22 protein-coding genes are annotated in these 20051 nt (G+C 43.4%); 16 read left to right on the forward strand and 6 right to left on the reverse strand.

The genetic code is table 11. The annotated features are described in order from the left end of the window. Positions 1-154: 154 nt before the first annotated feature. Entirely contained in the window at positions 155-577 is a 423-nt protein-coding gene (locus ACOJR9_RS09880) for a universal stress protein (protein ID WP_420932839.1), read from the reverse strand. A 139-nt stretch (positions 578-716) separates the two neighbouring features. Between ACOJR9_RS09880 and ACOJR9_RS09885 the strand changes: the two genes are divergently transcribed. Next, positions 717-1199, forward strand: coding sequence for a c-type cytochrome (locus tag ACOJR9_RS09885; RefSeq protein WP_420932840.1), 483 nt, complete (start codon positions 717-719; stop codon positions 1197-1199). 70 nt (positions 1200-1269) lie between these two features. Here the strand turns inward: ACOJR9_RS09885 and ACOJR9_RS09890 are convergent, their stop codons facing one another. Further along, the gene (locus ACOJR9_RS09890) at positions 1270-2901 is read right to left on the reverse strand and encodes an FMN-binding glutamate synthase family protein (protein ID WP_420932841.1); all 1632 of its coding nucleotides are present in this window, start codon (positions 2899-2901) and stop codon (positions 1270-1272) included. Positions 2902-3227: 326 nt separating this feature from the next. Here ACOJR9_RS09890 and ACOJR9_RS09895 point away from each other — a divergent pair, with 326 nt between their 5' ends. From ACOJR9_RS09895 to bfr (ACOJR9_RS09905), 3 genes are all read left to right on the forward strand, one after another. Further along, positions 3228-4799, forward strand: a complete 1572-nt coding sequence (locus ACOJR9_RS09895) for a cation:proton antiporter (protein WP_420932842.1) — start codon at positions 3228-3230, stop codon at positions 4797-4799. Between the two features lie 134 nt (positions 4800-4933). Next, entirely contained in the window at positions 4934-5410 is a 477-nt protein-coding gene (bfr, locus tag ACOJR9_RS09900) for a bacterioferritin (RefSeq protein WP_032096236.1), read from the forward strand. Then, positions 5410-5877, forward strand: a complete 468-nt coding sequence (bfr, locus tag ACOJR9_RS09905; RefSeq protein WP_420932843.1) for a bacterioferritin — start codon at positions 5410-5412, stop codon at positions 5875-5877. Before bfr (ACOJR9_RS09900) ends, bfr (ACOJR9_RS09905) begins: the two co-directional genes overlap by 1 nt. A gap of 8 nt (positions 5878-5885) precedes the next feature. Here the strand turns inward: bfr (ACOJR9_RS09905) and ACOJR9_RS09910 are convergent, their stop codons facing one another. Beyond that, positions 5886-6365, reverse strand: coding sequence for a hypothetical protein (locus ACOJR9_RS09910; RefSeq protein ID WP_420932844.1), 480 nt, complete (start codon positions 6363-6365; stop codon positions 5886-5888). Between the two features lie 228 nt (positions 6366-6593). Here ACOJR9_RS09910 and ccoN point away from each other — a divergent pair, with 228 nt between their 5' ends. From ccoN to ACOJR9_RS09970, 12 genes are all read left to right on the forward strand, one after another. Beyond that, positions 6594-8027, forward strand: a complete 1434-nt coding sequence (gene ccoN / locus ACOJR9_RS09915) for a cytochrome-c oxidase, cbb3-type subunit I (protein WP_420932845.1) — start codon at positions 6594-6596, stop codon at positions 8025-8027. Positions 8028-8042: 15 nt separating this feature from the next. Then, positions 8043-8648 (forward strand): cytochrome-c oxidase, cbb3-type subunit II, encoded by a 606-nt coding sequence (ccoO, locus tag ACOJR9_RS09920; protein WP_269519755.1) that lies wholly within the window; start codon positions 8043-8045, stop codon positions 8646-8648. Position 8649: 1 nt separating this feature from the next. After that, positions 8650-8811, forward strand: coding sequence for a cbb3-type cytochrome oxidase subunit 3 (locus tag ACOJR9_RS09925; protein WP_032096241.1), 162 nt, complete (start codon positions 8650-8652; stop codon positions 8809-8811). Between the two features lie 16 nt (positions 8812-8827). Further along, positions 8828-9781, forward strand: a complete 954-nt coding sequence (gene ccoP, locus ACOJR9_RS09930) for a cytochrome-c oxidase, cbb3-type subunit III (RefSeq protein WP_032096242.1) — start codon at positions 8828-8830, stop codon at positions 9779-9781. Positions 9782-10010: 229 nt separating this feature from the next. Beyond that, positions 10011-10490, forward strand: a complete 480-nt coding sequence (locus ACOJR9_RS09935; RefSeq protein WP_420932846.1) for a FixH family protein — start codon at positions 10011-10013, stop codon at positions 10488-10490. Beyond that, positions 10490-12877, forward strand: a complete 2388-nt coding sequence (locus ACOJR9_RS09940) for a heavy metal translocating P-type ATPase (RefSeq protein WP_420932847.1) — start codon at positions 10490-10492, stop codon at positions 12875-12877. Before ACOJR9_RS09935 ends, ACOJR9_RS09940 begins: the two co-directional genes overlap by 1 nt. Position 12878: 1 nt before the next feature. Beyond that, complete coding sequence (gene ccoS, locus ACOJR9_RS09945) at positions 12879-13094, forward strand: cbb3-type cytochrome oxidase assembly protein CcoS (RefSeq protein WP_420932848.1); 216 nt, start codon at positions 12879-12881, stop codon at positions 13092-13094. Continuing rightward, the gene (locus ACOJR9_RS09950; RefSeq protein WP_420932849.1) at positions 13081-13740 is read left to right on the forward strand and encodes a sulfite exporter TauE/SafE family protein; all 660 of its coding nucleotides are present in this window, start codon (positions 13081-13083) and stop codon (positions 13738-13740) included. Before ccoS ends, ACOJR9_RS09950 begins: the two co-directional genes overlap by 14 nt. A 47-nt stretch (positions 13741-13787) precedes the next feature. Then, the gene (fnr, locus tag ACOJR9_RS09955) at positions 13788-14528 is read left to right on the forward strand and encodes a fumarate/nitrate reduction transcriptional regulator Fnr (RefSeq protein WP_420932850.1); all 741 of its coding nucleotides are present in this window, start codon (positions 13788-13790) and stop codon (positions 14526-14528) included. Between the two features lie 117 nt (positions 14529-14645). Then, on the forward strand, positions 14646-15569 hold the full coding sequence (gene uspE / locus ACOJR9_RS09960; RefSeq protein WP_420932851.1) for a universal stress protein UspE: 924 nt from the start codon (positions 14646-14648) through the stop codon (positions 15567-15569). 179 nt (positions 15570-15748) lie between these two features. After that, positions 15749-16702: a tRNA 2-thiocytidine(32) synthetase TtcA gene (ttcA, locus tag ACOJR9_RS09965; protein ID WP_420932852.1), complete on the forward strand. Its 954-nt coding sequence runs from the start codon at positions 15749-15751 to the stop codon at positions 16700-16702. Next, positions 16703-17713, forward strand: a complete 1011-nt coding sequence (locus ACOJR9_RS09970) for a patatin-like phospholipase family protein (RefSeq protein WP_420932853.1) — start codon at positions 16703-16705, stop codon at positions 17711-17713. Here the strand turns inward: ACOJR9_RS09970 and ACOJR9_RS09975 are convergent. From ACOJR9_RS09975 to ACOJR9_RS09985, 3 genes are read right to left on the reverse strand one after another with little or no spacing between them, the layout of a single operon-like run. Next, positions 17705-18340, reverse strand: coding sequence for a DUF2987 domain-containing protein (locus ACOJR9_RS09975; protein ID WP_420932854.1), 636 nt, complete (start codon positions 18338-18340; stop codon positions 17705-17707). The two genes, ACOJR9_RS09970 and ACOJR9_RS09975, sit on opposite strands and share 9 nt — an antisense overlap. Further along, positions 18337-19128: a glucosaminidase domain-containing protein gene (locus tag ACOJR9_RS09980; RefSeq protein WP_420932855.1), complete on the reverse strand. Its 792-nt coding sequence runs from the start codon at positions 19126-19128 to the stop codon at positions 18337-18339. The genes ACOJR9_RS09975 and ACOJR9_RS09980 overlap by 4 nt, the downstream gene beginning before the upstream one ends. Further along, positions 19121-19852: a stress protein gene (locus tag ACOJR9_RS09985; RefSeq protein ID WP_420932856.1), complete on the reverse strand. Its 732-nt coding sequence runs from the start codon at positions 19850-19852 to the stop codon at positions 19121-19123. The genes ACOJR9_RS09980 and ACOJR9_RS09985 overlap by 8 nt, the downstream gene beginning before the upstream one ends. Positions 19853-20051 lie beyond the last annotated feature (199 nt).

The following is a 20051-nucleotide window of genomic DNA, read 5'->3' on the forward strand; positions in this document are numbered from 1 at the left end:
GTCTTAAACGTAGAATTTAGATTGCGAATTTGAGTCGCGAATTTAATTAGCTAATTCTGATAGCATATTTAAGTGCTAGTGGAGCTTTCTAAAGCTCCACTAGTTTTTTTTGTTCTTGCTTTTATATTTATTTGAATAGTTACTGCGAGACTTTTTACACTTTCACTGCTAATACATCGGTTTTTACACCGTGTAATACGGCATTCGCAGTAGAGCCTAAAAGTAGTTTCAAACCGCTTTGGCCATGTGTACCGACAACAATCAAATCAGCGCTTATTTTATCTGCCAAATGATGTATCTCATCTGAAGGCGAACCAATCTCTACATTGATATTTGTTTGTGGTATTTCGTATTTATCTGCTACGTCTTTCAATACACGTAATGCCTGCTCTCGCACTTCTTGTGAGAAATCTTTTTCTAAAAAGAATCCGTAGGGCTCTATATTTGTTTGCGGATACGCCACATACAATAAATGTAGCTGCTGACTAGATTTCGAGATGGCTAATGCCTTTTCGACAACCAATTCATAATCAGAATACACATCAATGGGTACAAGAATAGTATCGTAACTCTGCATAGTGTTGTCCTTTTAACGTTGTCGTAATGTTAATCATAGTGCATGTTTTTTAGCTTTGGATTGAGCTAAATCAAATAGTGTCGGTTATATTTAGACAATACTTGTTAATGAACAACATGGGTTGGTTAAGGAGAAAACTATGCGTATTACAATAATGCTACTGGCATGCCTATTTTTAAGTGCATGCGATCAAGGTGCAAAATCCCCCAGAGGATTCAGCTTACCCGAGGGCAACATTGAACGAGGACAAATGGTATTTAAGCAGTATGGATGCAACGACTGTCACACGGTGGCAGGCGAAAAAGCTGACAGTGATGCCCGCTATTTAATAAGCCACCCTATTCCCCTTGGCGGAAGCAGTGGCAGAATTAAAACCTATGGTGAATTAGTTACCAGTATTATTAATCCTTCTCACAAACTTACACCACGTCGTCCGGCAAGTTTTACAAGTGAAGACGGCGTATCGTTCATGCGTATTGTCAATGATGAATTAACCGTTAGTGAGCTCATAGACTTAGTGTCCTATTTGCAGCCTAAGTACAAGGTGATGCCCTATCGCACTACCGACTACCGCTTATATCAGCTTAGAATTCCTGAGAAAGCGGCTGAAGACAAAGACTGAATGAGTTAACTTAATTCGGTTTAATCGCTCTATTTATTCTCTCTTTTAGATTCTTAGTAAAGGCAGATGTCTAGGACACTGCCTTTGTTTCTTTATCTATTTCTGCAAGCAAGCTAGCCGGCATAAAGCTATCTGCATTGGCCTCCTCAAAATGCAGTTTATAGCGCTCTGGAATTTCATTATTTAAGAATGCCCCTTTTTTAACTAAGGGAAACATCTCGTCGTACCTAGCAACGTTACATTGGTCGATGCGCTTAAAAATATGGGTTCTATTTAACTCATTGGTATTTTTATGGCCGGTTGACGACAGTAAATCAATAAGCGCATGGACCGTCTTTTGATGAAAGCGATAAACACGCTCAAACTTGTCTTCAACGTTAAGACCGTTTGCCAATCGCGGATCCTGTGTCGCAACACCTGTTGGACACTTATTGGTATTACACGACAAGGACTGCACACAGCCTAATGCCAACATCATTCCTCTCGCGCTGTTACACAAATCTGCGCCCAAACTTAAATTCTTCGCTAACTGGAATGCGGTAATTATTTTACCCGAAGCGATAACTTTTATATGCTCTCGTAAACCGAACCCCATTAAGCAATCATCGACAAAGGCCAGCGCGTCACGTAATGGAAAGCCAATAGAGTTGGTGTATTCAAGCGGCGCTGCGCCAGTGCCGCCCTCGCCTCCATCTACTGTAATAAAGTCAGGGGTTATTCTTTTGCTCACCATGGCTTTACACATAGCAATAAATTCGCTTTTTCTGCCTAAGGCTAGCTTGATACCAACGGGCTTTCCGCCGCTTAAATCTCGTAGATGTTGGATAAAATCGACCATTTCAAACGGTGATGAAAAGGCACTGTGACGGGGTGGTGAGTCGACCTGCGTACCCGCTGTAACCCCTCTAATTTTAGCTATTTCAGGGGTATTTTTGTAAGCAGGTAAAATCCCGCCATGACCTGGTTTTGCTCCCTGACTCAGCTTAATTTCAATCATTTTTACGTTTTCCAACGTTGCTTTTTCTTTAAACAATTCAGACTCAAACTTGCCATCATCGGTTCTGCAACCAAAATATCCCGTGCCGATTTGCCATACCACATCGCCCTTGTTTTCAAGATGATAAGGGGTCAGGCCGCCTTCCCCCGTATTGTGATAAAAACCGCCTTTTGCAGCCCCTTTATTTAACGCTAAGATGGCGTTTTTGGATAGGCTGCCAAAGCTCATCGCACTTATATTCAATACACTCGCCCGATAAGGCTGTTTGCAGTGGGGACCGCCAATATTCACTCGGGGATTTTGCTCCACATCATCGACTTCCCGAGCAGCTAAAGAGTGACCCATCCATTCATAACCATTTTCATAAGTATCTAACTGAGTGCCAAAGGGTACTGTCTCTCTACTATCCTTGGCTCTTTGATACACTATATTGCGCAACATACGTGAGATGGGCGCTCCCCCCGTATCTGTTTCAATAATATACTGCTGTATGTAAGGCCGTAAGCCCTCTATTCCCCATCTTGCTCTGCCTATTAACGGAAAATTTCTGAGTATGGCGTGCTGCGGTTGATAGGCGTCATAAAGACCAATAATAAGTAACGGTCCTGTAACCATGAGCAACCACCACAAAATAGGCTCGGCGATACTCAGAGCAACACTGAATATCACTAAAACAGTAAGTGTAATTAAAATCGTTTTCCGCATTGTATTTCCTTTGCTTTCTTCAGTGGCGTCACTAACTTATTGATGCTACTAAGGTAGAGACTCGGACGCCTTGGCTTACCATCTCAGTTTATGGAATTCTTTATCTGACTGTTTTTATGGAATTTTATTGATTAATATCAATAGAAAAAAGGTTACGTGTAACCGTTTAAACGTTCTGTGGAACGTAATTGATATGCGAACTTTTTTATTTTACGTGATAATGTTTATAACACTGAGGTCTGCCACACATAAAGACTTATTTACCACTAGGGCGCGATGACCTTACAGCACCGCCATTTTTAAAAACTAATAGGGTTAGAGTATCCATGGAGTATGCGTTTCTTCTTTTTGCTTTCGTATGTGGATTAACGGTTAAATTAATAGGTGTACCACCACTTGTTGGTTACCTCATCGCTGGTTTTTTACTCAACTTTGCTGGTTATTCGCTAACGGATGATCTTACTCAAATAGCAAATTTGGGGATAACCATTATGTTATTCTCCATAGGGCTCAAACTTAACCTTAAAGATTTAAGTCGAAGAGAAGTCTGGGCCGGCAGTGTTTCTCACACACTAATCTGGATTGGTGTTATCACGTGCGTCATCTACGGCGCTGCGGCGTTAGTCGCCCAAGCCTCTGACGCCGTTTCTTGGCAAAGTGCTGTTCTCATTGCTTTTGCGCTCAGTTTTAGCAGTACCGTTTGCGTTGTAAAAGTGCTTGAAGAAAGTGGAGAAAGTAAAACGCGCCACGGACGGTTGGCTATCGGTATTTTAGTGATGCAAGACGTTTTTGCGGTAGTGTTCCTCGTGGCAGCCACCGGTAAACTTCCCTCCCTATATGCGCTCGGGCTACTCTCGTTATTCCCTGCTATGCCGCTCATTAATAAAGTAATAAGCAAATCTGGTCATGGTGAACTTCTCCCTCTTACCGGTTTTATTTTAGCACTTGGCGGTTATCAATTATTTGAATTAGTGAATATAAAAGGTGATTTGGGTGCGCTTATTTTTGGCATCATGCTGGCTCAACATGAAAAAGCCACTGAGCTATCAAAATCACTTTTAAGTTTTAAAGATCTGTTTTTAATTGGTTTCTTCTTAACAATTGGTCTCACTGCATTACCTACCATGAGTATGGTTGGGATGGCCTTGGTGTTCTGTCTTTTTCTACCTTTTAAAGCCATGTTATTTTTTGGACTTTTCACCTCGCTTCGTCTGAGAGGGAGAACCGCCTATCTCAGTAGTTTAGTTCTGGGTAACTACAGTGAATTTGGCCTTATTGTTGGAGCCGTCGCTGTCTCTATGGGTCTGCTTGCAGAGTCTTGGCTTGTTATTATTGCCCTTGCGGTATCTATCTCATTTGTCTTCACAAGCATTTTATATAAGGGCTCTCATTCTCAATATAACCGCTTTAAGGACAAAATTAAGCGATATGAAAAAAATGAGCGTCTAAAAGAAGATGTTTACCCTACTTTGTCACAAGCGGAATTTCTAGTTATTGGTATGGGCCGTGTAGGCAAAGGTGCCTTTAATGCTTTGTCAAAACTATCAGATGTCAATGTGTGGGGTATGGATGCTGATAGAATAAAGATTAAGAAAATGGCACAAGAAGGTCACAAAGTAATTTGCGGCGATGGAGAGGATGTAGATCTGTGGGAAAATCTAAACTTAAACAGTACGCAACTGGTACTGCTAGCATTACCTTCTATTCAAGACGCGATAAACATCACTAGTCAGCTCAAGAACGCAGGTTACCAAGGCCGTGTTGCTGCCATAGCGCGCTATGAAGATGAAGTGTCTTACTTACTTGAAAACGGCATAGATAAAGTCTTTAATTTCTTTACTGAGGCAGGTCTTGGTTTCGCCGATGAGAGCTTAACCTATGTGCGTTCCAATCAGTAAGGTATTACTAATGCGAACAAAGGATTGATTGAGAACTGTTTTCATTAGTAAATCATTGTTTTTACTAATATTTTTTGACATCCCCCGCACTTTCAACTAGACTCCACATATTATTTTCAAATAGGACTTTCGCAATGCAAGGCGATAGACAAGTTATAGCAAAATTAAACGAGGTGCTCACAAGCGAACTTACCTCGATAAATCAATACTTTCTGCACGCTCGTATGTTTAAAAATTGGGGATTTGAAGTTCTCAATACCAAGAACTACAAAAAGTCGATTAAAGACATGAAGCAGGCAGATGACATTATAGAGCGCATTTTATTCCTTGAAGGCTTACCTAATCTTCAGGCGCTTGGAAAACTGTATATTGGTGAAGACACAGTTGAAATGCTCAATTGCGACGCGCGTTTTGAAAAAGAGCAGCTTCCCCTTTTACGAGAAGCCATTGCGCTGTGCGAAGAAAAACAAGATTACGTTTCAAGAGATTTACTTGAAGACATTCTCGAATACGAAGAAGAACATCTCGACTGGATTGAAACGCAAGAATATCAAATTGATGCTATGGGCATTGAAAATTATCTTCAAGCTCAGGTAATGGGAGACGACTAATGAAAGGCAATCAAAACATCATCAACGGTCTTAACGAGTTACTGGGCTATGAGCTTGCCGCGATGGATCAGTACTTTATACATTCACAAATGTATTTAGACTGGGGTTTCAACAAATTGTACGAGCGCATCGATCACGAGTTTGACGATGAGCGTGGCCATGCAACTAAGCTAATAGAACGCATGCTGTTTCTAGAAGGCACGCCGGATATGGTCACTCGCACAGGTCTTAAAGTGGGGACAGACGTTCCTGAGATGCTAGAAAGCGACCTTCGCGTGGAATATGAAGTTGATGCTAAATTACGCGAAGTTATTGCGTTGTGTGAACAAGAAAACGATTACGTCACTCGAGATATGCTAATTATGTTGCTTGACGACACTGAAATGGACCACGCACGCTGGTTAGAGCAACAGCTTGGGCTGATTAAACGCATTGGTCTGCAGAATTATCTACAGGCTATGATGTAACAGCCTCGTTAAGCCTCAGTTGTAAAATACAGGTAGCTTGGTGCTGCCTGTTTTTTTATGTTTAATCGAAGTTGCCATGTCATTACCGGCTCGCTGCAGCTGCCTAGCATAAACCAACCACCCCACTCGCCTTTCACCGATTGTTCGAGCAAAACGGGCACTTTTCCCATATACATATTCACTCCTTCAATCCACGCGCTCTCTATAATTTCATCGTTTGGCATACGAAGAAACAGCGTGATTGATTCTTCAGGCATTGGCTGTGCAGAAAACCGTGCTATGGCTAATTCATCATCTATTAAGAATTCGCAAGTTTTGTTGGAAAACGTGCAGCTACTCTTAAACCCACTTATAATATCGGTGTTGGTAGAAGTTGATGACTGATAACTATGTGCGACATACACACACACAGCAACAACTAAAATAGCGACGAGAGGCAATTGAGTTTGTAAAAACTTTGATCTTTTATTGTTATCGCTTTTTTTCATTTCTTAAATTTTATGTATTTCTTTATTGATAGAGATCAAGCAAGGCCAGTTTGTGGTATCTTTTTGTTATCAAAAACCTTATTATCCGCGAACCAACTGGCTTGGAGACAATAATTATTACTCTTTCCGGGCTCGGTGTGAAGCGTTATTATTAGCTGATACGCGTTTCAACCGCACTATTTTGGCAGTTGGAGACCATAGTTCATTTGAAGTGGAAGATTCATTAAAATGAGTGAGACAAGCCAAGCACAACCTGATTACAATTATAAAGTAGTTAGGCAATTTACCATCATGACCATAGTCTGGGGTATCATTGGTATGGGACTGGGGGTATTCATTGCAGCGCAATTGTTTGCACCTATGCTCAACTTTGACACACCGTGGCTAACATTTTCGCGTTTGCGTCCTTTGCACACGAACGCCGTTATCTTTGCCTTTGGCGGCTGCGCATTATTTGCGACGTCGTACTATATCGTTCAACGTACCTGTCAAGTAAGATTGTTTAGCGACAAGCTCGCTCAATTTACTTTCTGGGGCTGGCAAGCAGTCATCGTACTTGCTGTTATCACGTTACCCATGGGGCTTAGCAGTTCAAAAGAATACGCTGAGCTAGAATGGCCAATCGATATCTTAATTGCCCTCGTCTGGATTGCGTACATTATCAACTTCTTCGGTACGTTGGTGATTCGTAAGGTTTCGCACATTTACGTGGCAAACTGGTTCTTAGGTGCATTCATGCTTACCGTTGCTGTTTTGCACATTGGTAACAGCATGGCAATTCCTGTGTCTTTCACTAAATCCTATTCCTTATATGCGGGTGCAGTGGATGCCATGATGCAGTGGTGGTACGGACACAACGCTGTAGGCTTCTTCCTTACGGCCGGATTCTTAGGAATGATGTATTACTTCGTGCCTAAACAAGCTGGACGCCCGGTTTACTCATACAGATTATCAATCGTTCACTTTTGGGCGCTGATTTCACTTTACATTTGGGCTGGTCCTCACCACCTTCATTACACTGCCCTTCCAGATTGGACGCAGTCACTTGGAATGGTAATGTCGATAATCTTGTTCGTGCCTTCTTGGGGCGGAATGATAAACGGTATAATGACTCTCTCAGGTGCATGGCACAAACTACGTACCGACCCAGTATTGCGCTTCCTAATTGTTTCACTATCGTTCTATGGTATGTCTACCTTTGAAGGCCCGATGATGGCAATAAAAACAGTCAATGCATTATCGCATTACACTGACTGGACAATAGGACACGTGCACTCTGGCGCACTAGGTTGGGTTGCTATGGTGTCAATTGGCTCTATTTACCACTTGATCCCAATACTATTTAACCAGCCGGCGATGTACAGCACCCGTCTTGTTAATGTTCACTTCTGGTTTGCCACAATTGGCGTTGTACTTTACATCGTAGCAATGTGGATGTCGGGCGTACTACAAGGCCTTATGTGGCGTGCAGTTAATGCTGACGGCACATTGACGTACAGTTTTGTTGAGTCTTTAGAAGCATCGAAGCCGTTTTACGTAGTGCGTTTCATTGGTGGCTGTTTCGTGGTTACAGGTATGCTTGTCATGGCTTATAACACATGGAAAACCGTTCGTGCCCCTAAAGGTAGTATCGCTGTTGACCCAGCGACACAGCCGGCGTAGTAAAGGAGTCGAATAATGAAAAATCCACATGAGTTAATTGAAAAAAATGTTGGCCTTTTAACGGTACTAATTCTAGTTGCTATTAGTTTTGGTGCCATGGTTCAGATTACGCCGTTGATGTTTCAACAGCAGACAATGGAACCGGTTAAAGGGCTACGTCCTTACACTGCACTTGAACTTGAAGGTCGAGACATCTATATCCGTGAAGGATGCGTGGGATGTCACAGTCAGATGATTCGCCCGTTCCGTGCTGAAACTGAGCGTTACGGTCACTACAGCGTTGCTGGTGAATCTGTGTGGGAGCACCCTTTCCTTTGGGGCTCAAAACGTACAGGTCCTGATCTTGCACGCGTTGGTGGTCGTTATAGTGACGAGTGGCATCGTGTCCATCTGCTCAATCCTCGCAATGTTGTTCCAGAATCTAATATGCCAGGTTTTCCTTGGCTTGCAGAAAACACGCTTAAAGGCGAGTTGACGGCAGAGAAAATGGAAGTATTCCGCGGCTTTGGTGTTCCTTACACCGATGAAGATATCGCGGGTGCAAAAGCGGCAGTACAGGGTAAATCAGAAATGCAGGCCCTTATTGCTTATCTACAATCTCTTGGCACACATTTGAAATAATATGGACCAAGGAATTATAGGCAGTATTTTTACTATCATCGTCTTTGTTAGCTTTATCGGCATAGTTTGGTGGGCTTTCAGTAGTCGCAACAAACAAAAGTTTGATGAAGCCGCAAACCTTCCGTTTGCAGACGAAGAAAAAGAAAAATCAAAAGAAGATTAGCAGGAGTCTTGAACTCATGAGTATGTTTTGGACAATTTGGATTTCAGTGATAACCCTAGGGCTTATCATTGGTTGCTACTTCCTTCTGCGCTGGTGCCTTTCTAACCAGACAGGTGTACCAGAAGGTGAGTCGATGGGTCACGAATTCGATGGGATTGAGGAGTTGAACAATCAGCTTCCTCGTTGGTGGACAATTATGTTCTACATGACCATCGTTTGGGGCTTTATATATCTTGCACTATACCCAGGCTTAGGTGCATACGAAGGTCTTCTAGGATGGAAAAGTTCGAACCAGAACGTCCAGTCTCTAGAAGAGTCTATGCAAGCCCGTATAGATGCGAAAGAGCAAGGTAAACTCGTCGAGTATGACCGCGAGCTAGATTATGCGGCAGACAAGTTTGACCCTATCTTTGAAGCTTATGCACAAGTGCCTGTTGAAGAGTTAGCGAATGACGCGGAAGCCAATAAAGTTGGACAACGCTTGTTCTTACAAAACTGTTCACAGTGCCACGGTTCTGATGCGCGTGGTCAGAACGGTGGCTTCCCTAACCTAACGGATGACGATTGGTTGTACGGCGGTTCGGGCGATAAAATTGTGGAAACGCTTATCAACGGTCGTCGCGCAGCAATGCCAGCATGGCTTGACGCTATGGGCGAAGACGGTATTAACGAAGTGGTTAACTATGTGCTTAGCCTCAGCGGTCGCGATGTAGACCCACAGCTTGCTAAGGCTGGCAAGACTCGTTTCGCAGCTTGCGCAGCGTGTCACGGTATGGACGGTAAGGGCAATCAAATGCTTGGCGCTCCAAACCTTACTGACAATATCTGGCTTTATGGCGGCAGCCACAGAGCAGTGACGGAAACGCTTACCTACGGCAGAAACGGGGTAATGCCCGCTTTTGAAAAGACGTTGGGTAAAGATAAGATTCACGTTGTTGCAGCTTACGTATATAGCCTTTCAAATGATTAATCATTGAAAAGCTAAATATCGCAAAAGGCCCCGTTACTGCGGGGCTTTTTTTATGAGAAAATACCATCACTTAGCCATTTGTTTTACATAAACAGAAGCTATCAAATATAAACACCAAATGTATATTCATGATTATTTCTGCGCGGTTTTTGAAAGTCGCGATGCCTTAAGCTAGCAGTAAGTGAACATGAATATGCAGTTAGCGAAACAACGATGAGATCAACGATTAATGAATACACCTTGGTATAAACAATTTTGGCCGTGGTTTCTTATTGCCGTGCCAGTGATCACCGCAATCATGGGAGGCGTGTTGCTTAAGCTTGCCATTTCAACAGAAGATAGTTTGGTGGTAGACGATTACTACAAAGAAGGTAAAGCAATTAATGCACGGCTAGACAAAGAAGCCGTTGCACGCAAACTTAACATGACATCCGATCTCACGATAAAAGACGGCAGCATTGCGTTAGAGTTTCACTCAGGCATTCCAGCAGAGGGTAATGCGCTGAAGCTAAACTTTTATCATGTCACTTTAGAAGAGAAAGATGTAAGCACCCTGCTTAGCCGGGATGCTAACGGTATTTACCGCGGATTCATAGAATCGAATTTAGACGGTAAATGGCAGGTTTCGCTGACACCCGTGGACGAAAGCTGGAAAATTCAAAATACGCTGATACTGCCCACCGCTGATGTTATAAAGTTTAACCCGTAATGAGCGAATTGACCTGTTATCACTGCGGTTTACCCAATGATGACGACAAGCGTTTTGAAACCGTCATTTTAGGCCAGACCAGACAAATGTGCTGCCCTGGCTGTTTGGCGGTTGCCGAGGCCATTGTAAGCAATGGCTTGGAAGACTATTATCAGTTTAGAACCGAACCTGCCCAAAAGTCTGACGATAGCATTCTCGATACCTTAGACAGGTTAAAAGTGTTTGATGAGCCAGCGCTTCAAGATGAATTCGTTTACGACGAAGGTAAGCATAAACAAATACAATTAACCCTTGAGGGTATCACCTGTGCCGCTTGCGGTTGGTTAATTGAAAAGCAATTATCCAAAGTAGACGGTATTAAGCAAGTCGCGGTAAACGTACAAGAACGTCGTGCCTTAGTGACGTGGTCTGCCTCAGTCATTAAATTAAGCCAAATTCTATCCATGTTAAAGCGCATCGGCTATTCCGGCTCCCCTTTTCACCCTGATGAGCACGAGGCCAGTTACAAGCGCGAAGAAAAGGTCTTTATTAAAAAGCTAGGGTTAGCCGGTATTATGACCATGCAGGTGATGATGCTGATGACAGGCCTTTATTTTGATTGGTTTGGCGCTATCGAATTAGAAACCCGACAATACTTTTACTGGGTGGCGCTTACACTTACCACGCCAGTGGTGCTGTATTCCGGAAGCACATTTTATTTGGGCGCCTTAAAAGCGATAAGTGCTAAAACAGTCAATATGGACGTGCCCGTTACCATCGCTATTTTTGGTACCTACATAGCCGGTATTCGTTCAACCCTTTTAGAACAGGGAGAGGTGTACTTCGAATCTATCTGTATGTTTATCTTTTTGCTGCTGTTAAGCCGGTTTTTAGAACATAGAAGCAGACATCGTGCAGCGCAAATTTCAGCAAATATGATGCAATACATACCCGTTTCGGCGACCAAATTAGAAGCCGATGGAAGTGTGAGCGAATGCTTGGCTAAGCAACTGTCAAAAGACGATGTGGTGCTAGTAAAGCCTGGGGAAACTATTCCTATAGATGGCTTTGTTACAAACGGCAATGCGTCGGTGGATGAGTCCATGCTCACAGGGGAATTTAACCCTGTGATGAAACACGAAAAAAGCACAGTTTACGGCGGCACGATATGCAAAGACGGCTTATTAACCGTTGTCGTAACAAATACCCTTAAGAATGCGCTGGTTAATCAGATAATGCGTTTGCAAGCAAGTGCTATGGCGAGCAAGCCAAAGGCGGCACAGCTTGCTGATGAGTTCTCTCGCTACTTTGTGGTATCGGTGTTACTTATTGCAGTACTCACCTACGGCTATTGGACCTATGTCGGCAATGCAGACGCGTTTTGGATCACCATCTCTGTACTTGTTGCTACCTGCCCGTGTGCATTAGGTTTAGCAACCCCTTCAGCCTTAACCTGTGCAATGGCCAAATTGAACAAACAAGGCATTTTGCTAAAGCGAGCCGATGCCCTAGAGCAAATCACCACAATTGACACGGTAGCATTAGACAAAACGGGCACGCTTACCCAAGGCAAATTTAGTCTTCGACATAGCTGGTACGCGCAAGGTGTAGACAGCCAGCGGGCTTGGGAAATTGCCTCGGCGCTAGAGTCACGCTCTGAGCACCCTATCGCACACGCATTTTCTGATGACATCAAACATAAGGTATCTCAATTTACGGTGACCCCCGGTGGCGGAATAAGTGGGGAAGTCAACGGCGTTGTCTTTGAAATGGGTTCAGCTGTCTTTTGCGGTGCTGACCTGGCGAGTCGTGAGAGTATTCCCATTGCCGCTAATGTATACCTAGCGACAAAAGGGAAACTCGTTGCAGCATTTGAAGTGAGCGATACGCTTCGCAATGATACCAAATCAACCCTAGACGCTTTGGCTTTAACAAACCTATTGGTTGTGCTTAGTGGAGATACACAGCAAAACGTGGATGACCTTACTGCATCACTGCCAGTATCAGTAGCCTTAGGCGGACTTACCCCTGAACAGAAATTCGAGGAGGTTCAAAAGCTTCAGTCACAGGGCAAAAAGGTGATGATGATGGGTGATGGCATTAACGACGCGCCAGTATTGGCCAGTGCCGACGTTGCAGTGGCTGTAGGCAACGCCACTGACGTGGCTAAAACCGCCGCCGATGTTATTTTGTTGGGCGATCAGTTATTGTCTGTCCCGGCACTTATCGATACAGCGCACCAAACCCGGAAAAAAATTCGCCAAAACATTGGTTGGTCTGTGCTGTATAACCTTATTATTCTACCCTTTGCCGTTTCGGGGTTACTTTCTCCTTGGATGGCGGTTGTAGGTATGTCGTTAAGCAGTATCATTGTGGTAACCAATTCAACACGATTATTGAGCAAATAACATGAGCATTATCTATGTTTTAATTCCCATAGCGATCATCATTGTTGCGCTTGCGATCGTTATTTTTTTTTGGGCTGTTAAATCGAATCAATTTGAAGACCTAGACCGACAAGGTTACAGCATTTTGTTTGATGACGACTTACCACCCAAAGAGAAGAAGCTGGCCGAGCAACGCAAAAAGCTTCAGCAAGAACAAGATAAGCATGGATCAGATTAATTACTTTTCTGCATTTTTGATTGGCTTAGCCGGCGGAGTGCACTGCGTTGGAATGTGCGGTGGCATTGTATCAGCGCTTAGAATGGTAACGCCAAAAGATAAACCTGCACTTCCCTTCACGCTTGCCTACAACATTGGTCGTATTATCAGTTACACACTCGCAGGCGCAATTACCGGAACCTTAGGCAAAATGGCCACCGACTTTGTACCCGTGGCCAGTTATGCGTTATCTATTCTAAGTGCCGTTATGGTATTTTTATTGGCATGTTATTTAGGCAAATGGTGGACAGGGCTCACGGTACTTGAAAGTGTGGGCAAACATCTATTTCGCTATATCCAGCCAGTTTCAAAACGCTTTTTACCCTTTAAAACTCCTTTTAGCGCCATACCCTATGGGTTTATTTGGGGTTGGCTACCTTGTGGTCTAGTTTATTCCACTTTAACCTGGTCTCTCGCGGCGGGCTCAGCAATTCAGGGCGCTGGTATCATGTTGTGTTTTGGGCTGGGTACACTGCCCACCCTGCTTGCGGTAAGCACTGGCAGCCAGTATATTATTCAGGGGTTTAAGCATAGTCTGGTTCGACAAGGTATCGCCATTGCGATGGCCTCATATGCAGCTTATCTTATTTATAGCGCATTATCCTAAATGATGTTGTACCATTTAGTGGTGTGAATTTACAGAGAATAGAAACTATGAGCAAAGGAAGCGGATTTTCTATCCACTGCCAAAACTGCAGCTTTAGTCACTTGTGTTTACCTGTGGCATTGAATAAAACCGAAATCGAATCATTAGATGACATTATCGAACGCAAAAAGCCGCTGCACAAAGGTGACACATTAATTAATCACGGCGACACGTTTACGTCATTATTTGCAGTAAGAACCGGATCGTTTAAGTCGTTTGTGACTAATTCAGAGGGTGAAGAACAAATAACCGGTTTTCATTTTCCTGGTGATATTGTGGGCTTCGATGCGCTTCGCGAAAGTAGGCATCAAAGCTACACCCAGGCGCTAGAAACGGCCATGGTATGTGAGCTTCCCTACGACACCCTTGATGAAATGTCTGTTCAGTTTCCCAAGCTTCGCCATCAAATCATGAGTTTTATGAGCGCTGAAATAAAGCAAGATCACGATATGATCATGATGCTCAATAAACGCACCGCTGAAGAACGCCTGCTTTATTTTATATCTCACTTGTCTCAGCGTTTTGAAGAGCGTGGTTTCTCTCACAGAGAGTTTCACCTAACCATGACCCGCAACGAAATTGGGAATTACCTAGGCCTGACTATTGAGACCATTAGTCGGTTACTGAGTCGTTTTCAAAAAGAAGGGTTAATTAAAGTGGATGGCAAACTGATCACCATACTCGATTTTGATGCTATCGACGGCAAAGTCACCGCCCTTAAAGGGCCGAACATTGTTTGCAATGGTTAGCGCACGTTAACGTGGTACAGGGCTTTGACAAATTTGTTAAAATTTTGATCTAAAACAACCCACGTTTTCCCTATTGTCTATTACACTTAATGAAGAGCTTCATAGGAGGGAGAAGTTATGATTGAGTGTAATCACATTTTAGCGGTTCTTGATGCAGAGCGCGATAACCAACCAGCGTTAAGCCGCGCACTAGAGGTTTCCCAAAAAACAGGCGCAAGCGTAACCGCGCTAATGGTTGTATACGACCTTTCTTACGATATGACCACCATGCTAAGCCCTGACGAGCGCGATACTATGCGCGATGCTGTTACTAAAGACCAATCTAAGCGACTGTCACAGCAGCTCAAGGAACAAGGTTTTTCCAATATCGACATAGTGGTTGAATGGAACAATAAAGCCTACGAATCCATCATTTTCTATGCGCTTAACAATCAAATCGACTTAGTTGTCAAAGCAACAAAAAATCACGACGACCTAGCTTCTGTTATATTCACGCCAACCGACTGGCATCTCATGAGAAAGTGCCCTCGCCCAGTGTTGTTAGTAAAAGACCATGACTGGCCTGAAAATGGTGAAATTATTGCGGCGGTAAACGTGGGCAGCGAAGATGAAGAACACGAAGCCCTGAATGACAAGATAACCGACATTGCCAATGAATATGCTCGGCTGCTAAAAGGCCATGTTAATTTGGTCAATAGCTACCCCGCTACTCCTCTCAATATTGCCATTGAGGTTCCCGAGTTTGATTCGGAAAAATACCACAGCGCGGTTAAAAATCATCATCTTGATGAAATGAATGCCCATGCAGCTAAGCATGATATAGCCCCTAACAAATGTATTGTGAGAGAAGGTTTACCTGAACGTGTTATCCCGCAAGTTGCTAAAGAGATAGATGCTGAGCTCGTTATCATAGGTACCGTTGGACGGGTTGGCATATCGGCCGCATTGATTGGCAATACCGCAGAGCATGTTATTGATGCGCTAAATTGCGACGTACTAGCCATAAAGCCTAATGGTTTTGTGTCGCCCTATACCGTGTAGTGCTCACAAAGGGTCTCAAAGTGCACTCTATTTACGCTGAGAAACGCTAAAAAAGAGCGACAGTGTGTAACAGGGATTAATGAACCTGAAAGCGTAGATATTTAACGTACACAAGCATAGTTAACAAAAGCCGCTTTATTGTATAATGGCGGCTTTCACACAAACCAAGTTAGTTAATTATGAGTTTAGGCACAAACGGCGCTGAATCGTCGTCCTCTGCTGCAGCGCAAAGTAAGCAAAAACACAATTTCAATAAACTGCAAAAGCGTCTTCGTCGCAATGTGGGTAAAGCCATAGCCGACTTTGGCATGATTGAAGAGAATGACAAAGTAATGGTGTGCCTGTCAGGCGGAAAAGACAGTTACACCATGCTCGATATTCTTATGTTTTTGAAGCGCGTCGCCCCTATTCACTTTGATATTGTGGCAGTGAACCTAGACCAAAAACAACCCGGCTTTCCAGAACATATTCTTCCTGAATATTTAACTCGCTTAGGCGTGGCCTATCAGATAGTAGAAGAAGACACCTACTCTATAGTGAAAGATAAAATTCCTGAAGGCAAAACCACGTGTTCATTATGCTCGAGGCTGCGCAGAGGTATTTTATACCGCACTGCAAAAGAGCTTGGCGCAACCAAGATAGCGTTAGGGCATCATCGAGATGACATGCTTGAAACGTTTTTCCTTAACATGTTTCACGGTGGAAAGCTTAAGTCTATGCCGCCTAAGCTAGTCAGTGATAATGGCGAGCATATCGTTATACGACCCTTGGCATATTGCACCGAAAGCGACATTCAGGAATATTCTACGTTGTCTGATTTTCCTATTATCCCGTGCAATTTATGTGGCTCACAAGATAATTTACAGCGTCAGCATATTAAAGGTATGCTTCAAGATTGGAATAATCGCTTTCCTGGACGACTTGAATCTATGTTTAGTGCCCTTCAGAATGTGGCACCATCCCATTTAGTTGACAGTAACTTACACGATTTTCAGTCAATAACGACACATGATGGCCCGGTGAAAGATGGCGACATTGGCTTTGACGAGCCCTCTTTTGAAAAGCCAGAAAGTGAGCAGTCAGCTGAGCCAGCAGACACTATCGCCATCATCAACATTATGGAACCTCAATAGATGAAAATTGGACTCGCTTTAGGAGCGGGTGCAGCGAGAGGCTGGACCCACATTGGCATTATACAAGCACTAGAAAAACTAGGTATTAAAATCGATGTAGTCTCCGGCTGCTCTATCGGTGCATATGTAGGTGCCGCCTATTCAAGTGGTAAACTCGAAGGTCTCAAAGAATGGGCCTGCTCTCTCAGTGATTGGCAGGTGTTAGCACTCATGGGTGTTGGCCTGCGCAGAGGCGGTCTAGCCAGCGGCCAAAAAGTGTTTGATAAACTCGCCAGCGATTTTTGCGTGGATAGTTTTGAAGCGATGAATAAGCCGTTTGCTGCAGTTGCAACGGATCTGTATACAGGTCGCGAAGTTGTTTTTGATTCAGGTCCCGTGGGTACTTCTATACAAGCATCTTGTGCCATTCCAGCACTTTTTTCCCCGGTAGCTTACAATGACAGGTGGTTAGTAGATGGTGCTGTAGTCAATCCCGTGCCGGTGAACCTGTGTCGTCAGCTAGGTGCTGATTTTGTTATTGCGGTCAATCTCAACGCCGACTTTAGACCCCTTCGACTTGAGAAATTACGTAAAGATCACGAAGACAACCAGCAAAAAACCGAAGACTTTTTTACCAAAAGCCAAAACGCACTGAAACAGTGGTTCTCTTCAGACAATAAGTCGGAAGAAAGCGGTTCTGAGAACAGCCTTGATAAAGAATCAAAGGACAATAACGATTCATTAGGTGCAGAAGTCATCGAAAAAGTTGAAGAAGAGGTGATTGAAGTCCCTGCTACGGTTAACAAGAAAAATCCGCCAGGGATAATGAGCGTAATGAGTAGCTCCTTAGAGATATTGCAAGCTAGAGTAACCCGTTCTCGACTTGCTGGCGACCCGCCAGATATTTTAATTGAGCCACAGCTCACTGACGTAGGTATTATGGAGTTTCACCGCGCTGAAGAGCTCTGCGCGAAGGGTGAAGAAACTATCAACCGACTTGCAGAGCAAATACGCTATCAACTGTTAACTTGATGCCATTGCGGTAATACGTAGCGGAGCTTGAGGTAACGATAACCCTTTTGCTTCGCTTATCCACTCCTGCTCGATATGCAATACACCATTGGTGATGGTAACGCCCTCAGGCGTAATATAGTCTAAATCTCTGTCCTCAAAATGTATCATCAAGCCTTTAACCGTTGGCATGAGAAAAGACAGGAAGCTCCCCATTTCATTAAAGAACGCTTCGTACTGGCCATACACAAAAGTTAACTCATTTTTGGTATAGCTAGCTTTTAAATACTCTGGTTTAGTCTCAAGCTGTACCGACATATCGCACACATTGGCGCGCTCAACCAACGATATCCGTATTATTGCATTTGCAAGTTTAAGCGCTTTTTCGGTAGGCACCGTAAAACGTCCTTCATTGCTTACATCTAGGCTCATTGTTTGTTTGTCAGTGACAATGTCAGCACTGTTAACCCCGCATAAACGCCCTTCACCTACACGTAGAAATCCGAATGCGAATTGCAAAGCTTGGGTATCTTCGTTATCCAACTTTTTTACGTGGCTGTAAAACCGACTGTATTCAACATCAATTGTTTCTGCAATTGACTGACCGGTGAAAAACCCACACAGCAACACCATAGCAACTCGTATCATTCGCCTAAAAACTCCTCGTTATACTTGATCATATTTTGTAGTTCTTCCACGTAGGCAGCGCCACGCTCAGAATATTTCATTAAGCCTTCGGCTAACGCTACACCGTTAATAGCAATTTGATTGGCCCTTAATCGGCTACGAATTTCTCGTAAATCCTTATACGCGTCGTGCCGGTTTAGGTTTCGCATATAAGTGTATGTAGCCCGCGATAGATTGTCGAACTTTGCTACTTCATGAGAAGCATCATCATTTCTCCGGCTTGGAACAAAGCCGCACCCTTTGCTAAAACACCACAATCCGAAAAAGTTATAGCCATCCCGGGCAAATCTACTTGTACCCCACGCTGACTCATTAGCAGCCTGTACTAAGACGAGCTCAGCAGGCAACACATCAATTTTTTGCAATAAGTTAAGCAATTTCGTGTTCAGCGGATCTGAAGACTTTACTCGGTACTCTTTTTCTAACCACGCCAGACGGGTAATGTCGTCTTCACTAAAAGGCTCTTCAGATAACGCTTTTCGATAAAGGGTTTGCACATAATGACGAAGTGTAAGCAAGTACGCGTTCTGTTTTTCTACCTCTGGCCTCAAGTAGTTAAAAAACGCAGCCTTTTTTTCTTCGATCTGTGAGTAAACAGAAAAATCCGGTACGGGCTTTTTCGCCTTTATGGTCTCTGGAACGTCGAGAATATCCGGTGTTTCCTCATTGAATATAATGGCGTTGATAACAATAACGGCCAATACAGCAGTGGTGATGAGGACAATTTTAAACGTTTCTCGCTTATGCATTAAAATTAGACTCTTTCACGTCATTTCCTGATGCAGTAACACTGGCGCCTTGTTCTCCTATCAATTCATCGTATAGCAATCCCATAACGCTAAAATAAAAGGGTAATACCCAAATGAGCGATAAACCAACAGTAAGCGGCGCAGTAGCAAATAATAGAAAGAAAACGCCGTACACGCTCAGCATTTGACGCCAATACGCATTAAAAACGCGACAAGAGAGAATAATGGCGCTAATAGGCGTTAGTTTTCTATCTGCCACCAGCATCAAAGCAAATGACGAGGCGAGATAAAAATAAATACCAGGGATGATAAGTAACACGAGGCCGAGCTGCACTAAAATGCTGTTAACCAGCTGTGTTAACGCCACTAAAAACAGTAAAGGAAAATAGGTAAAAACCGAAAACACCGTAGTGCTCTCTCCCCTCGCATGCTTAACGCCTGCCATATAAAGACCGGTGATAAGTGGGGAAACGATACAAATAGCCACAATTTCGAACACTGACTGGTGCTCGAATATATAACTACCGTCGTCGTTGATTGTAATAAACCGTTGAGCAATAACGCCCATCATCACAAAGGCGAGAAACAAAACAACGCTGCTTTGAAGCAGAGGCGAAAAGTTAGCTTTTGTTAATACAGAAGCTTTTTTCAAGAGCGATTTCAAATCGAATTGATATTGCTTTGCCAATGTTGTGTTTAGGCGGTCAGAATTAACGTCTTTCACTTCGTTCCTATTTTAAAACGTAATCACCGCGCGAGTATAACAATTCACGCAGTCGAATGCTTGTCTGTAGCATAACAACAGTTACCCCTGTGGGTTAATAGTTATTAACGTGGCAAAATTCAAGGTTTGCTTTTCTATCTTTATTTTTCTGTCTTTTCTTTACCTATCTTTCTTTTTAAACAGCCTACGCTCAGTTATC

Origin of the sequence: Alteromonas ulvae, from assembly GCF_048987005.1 — a bacterium.
Lineage (GTDB): Bacteria > Pseudomonadota > Gammaproteobacteria > Enterobacterales > Alteromonadaceae > Alteromonas.

What these genes read in the sequence shown, in the direction of transcription:
- ACOJR9_RS09940 (WP_420932847.1), top strand. Translation starts at nt 10,490, where the DNA reads ATGAGCGAATTGACCTGTTATCACTGCGGTTTACCCAATGATGACGAC.
- bfr (WP_420932843.1), top strand. Translation starts at nt 5,410, where the DNA reads ATGAAAGGCAATCAAAACATCATCAACGGTCTTAACGAGTTACTGGGC.
- ccoN (WP_420932845.1), top strand. Translation starts at nt 6,594, where the DNA reads ATGAGTGAGACAAGCCAAGCACAACCTGATTACAATTATAAAGTAGTT.
- ccoS (WP_420932848.1), top strand. Translation starts at nt 12,879, where the DNA reads ATGAGCATTATCTATGTTTTAATTCCCATAGCGATCATCATTGTTGCG.
- ACOJR9_RS09925 (WP_032096241.1), top strand. Translation starts at nt 8,650, where the DNA reads ATGGACCAAGGAATTATAGGCAGTATTTTTACTATCATCGTCTTTGTT.
- bfr (WP_032096236.1), top strand. Translation starts at nt 4,934, where the DNA reads ATGCAAGGCGATAGACAAGTTATAGCAAAATTAAACGAGGTGCTCACA.
- ccoO (WP_269519755.1), top strand. Translation starts at nt 8,043, where the DNA reads ATGAAAAATCCACATGAGTTAATTGAAAAAAATGTTGGCCTTTTAACG.
- ttcA (WP_420932852.1), top strand. Translation starts at nt 15,749, where the DNA reads ATGAGTTTAGGCACAAACGGCGCTGAATCGTCGTCCTCTGCTGCAGCG.
- ACOJR9_RS09980 (WP_420932855.1), bottom strand. Translation starts at nt 19,128, where the DNA reads ATGCATAAGCGAGAAACGTTTAAAATTGTCCTCATCACCACTGCTGTA.
- ACOJR9_RS09950 (WP_420932849.1), top strand. Translation starts at nt 13,081, where the DNA reads ATGGATCAGATTAATTACTTTTCTGCATTTTTGATTGGCTTAGCCGGC.
- ACOJR9_RS09975 (WP_420932854.1), bottom strand. Translation starts at nt 18,340, where the DNA reads ATGATACGAGTTGCTATGGTGTTGCTGTGTGGGTTTTTCACCGGTCAG.
- ACOJR9_RS09880 (WP_420932839.1), bottom strand. Translation starts at nt 577, where the DNA reads ATGCAGAGTTACGATACTATTCTTGTACCCATTGATGTGTATTCTGAT.
- ACOJR9_RS09910 (WP_420932844.1), bottom strand. Translation starts at nt 6,365, where the DNA reads ATGAAAAAAAGCGATAACAATAAAAGATCAAAGTTTTTACAAACTCAA.
- ACOJR9_RS09890 (WP_420932841.1), bottom strand. Translation starts at nt 2,901, where the DNA reads ATGCGGAAAACGATTTTAATTACACTTACTGTTTTAGTGATATTCAGT.
- ccoP (WP_032096242.1), top strand. Translation starts at nt 8,828, where the DNA reads ATGAGTATGTTTTGGACAATTTGGATTTCAGTGATAACCCTAGGGCTT.
- ACOJR9_RS09935 (WP_420932846.1), top strand. Translation starts at nt 10,011, where the DNA reads ATGAATACACCTTGGTATAAACAATTTTGGCCGTGGTTTCTTATTGCC.
- uspE (WP_420932851.1), top strand. Translation starts at nt 14,646, where the DNA reads ATGATTGAGTGTAATCACATTTTAGCGGTTCTTGATGCAGAGCGCGAT.
- ACOJR9_RS09885 (WP_420932840.1), top strand. Translation starts at nt 717, where the DNA reads ATGCGTATTACAATAATGCTACTGGCATGCCTATTTTTAAGTGCATGC.
- fnr (WP_420932850.1), top strand. Translation starts at nt 13,788, where the DNA reads ATGAGCAAAGGAAGCGGATTTTCTATCCACTGCCAAAACTGCAGCTTT.
- ACOJR9_RS09970 (WP_420932853.1), top strand. Translation starts at nt 16,703, where the DNA reads ATGAAAATTGGACTCGCTTTAGGAGCGGGTGCAGCGAGAGGCTGGACC.
- ACOJR9_RS09895 (WP_420932842.1), top strand. Translation starts at nt 3,228, where the DNA reads ATGGAGTATGCGTTTCTTCTTTTTGCTTTCGTATGTGGATTAACGGTT.